Source organism: Brevibacillus sp. AY1, assembly GCF_029870785.1.
GTDB lineage: Bacteria > Bacillota > Bacilli > Brevibacillales > Brevibacillaceae > Brevibacillus > Brevibacillus invocatus.
On the sequence record NZ_JAFLPN010000104.1, the window covers coordinates 1 to 1,172 of the forward strand.

The window sequence follows — 1,172 nt, forward strand, 5'->3', positions numbered from 1 at the left end:
TAAGAAAACCCAGAGCGAAGCTCTGGGCCTTTTTGCGTTAGAGGATATCCGAAAGTTTGTACTCGTATCCATGCAATCCTTTGTAGTACTCAGGGTACATGGGATTACCGCAATGCTCACAACCAAATTGAGGCGGCACAGACGGATCACCATCATCCATTGCATCAAAATCACGAACTACACTCAATGGGATTTCCTCTATTTCATGACACTCCAAACAGACATATTTGACGACTTCGTTCTTTTCTTGTTTCCTTCGGAAACTTTCCAACAGAGCTTTTTGGTTTTTCTTTGCTTTCTTGTTTTTTGACACCTGTGAGATCTTCGATCATCCCTTCCAGACACGCTCGTGTTTGATGACAAAGAGCATGCTTAATAACAAGTTGTCCATCTTTAAGACAGACTTCTCCCTTGTATTCATAGTAACACTCACATTCTGGGCAAACGAGTGGGTCTTTTCCCGTTTGTTCCTTTATTCTCTGCTTCCATGTTCTTCGAGTGAGGAATCGTTTGATTTGGACGATCTTTCTACGCATCTCTTGCTGCCAGATACTAATCTTTTGCTTGCATATCTTCTTACTTCTTCTTGCATAAACTCCAAAATGACGAATCATCTTAAACTGCTCATCTGGAATATGGGTAATAAGACGACCTATAAATTCTTCTACACTTAAAGTCTCTCGTTTTTCTTCCCCACTTGTTTTGTCGTGATATCGAAAAGTCACGGTTTTCCCATCGTATTGCTCAATTCGATTTAGACCAATGGCTGGGCGACGAAAATATCTTCCGATATAACCAATTTGAACTCGAACATTGCCCTTCTGTTTTGGAGCATGCACATAGAAGCCTTCTCCATTGGCGGAATAGGCTTTTTGAAGTAACGGCTGTACTTGCTTTAACTCTAGTCGGTTCAACGACTGACGTATTAGCTTAAGAACTACGGTCTGCCATTGTTTTCGTAACATTTCAAATGGAATATAATCGTATGTTTTCCATTCTCCATTACTCTTCATTCCGCCCATCGTCACTAACATATGAACATGCGGATTGAAATTTAGCCGAGATCCAAATGTATGCAATCCGGCTATGATTCCTGGTGTTACCTTGAGTTTCTTTTCAAACCATTCCTGGACAAGACGAACAGCTTCATTCATAAATTTTTTAAGCATCAT

2 protein-coding genes are annotated in these 1,172 nt (G+C 40.4%); both read right to left on the reverse strand.

Annotated features, from left to right (window positions below; genetic code table 11):
- Positions 1 to 37: 37 nt before the first annotated feature.
- Positions 38 to 187, reverse strand: coding sequence for a hypothetical protein (locus tag JZI27_RS24875; RefSeq protein WP_280209852.1), 150 nt, complete (start codon positions 185 to 187; stop codon positions 38 to 40).
- A 16-nt stretch (positions 188 to 203) separates the two neighbouring features.
- Positions 204 to 1,172: IS91 family transposase (locus tag JZI27_RS24880; RefSeq protein WP_280209854.1), on the reverse strand; the 969-nt coding region annotated here is incomplete at its 5' end.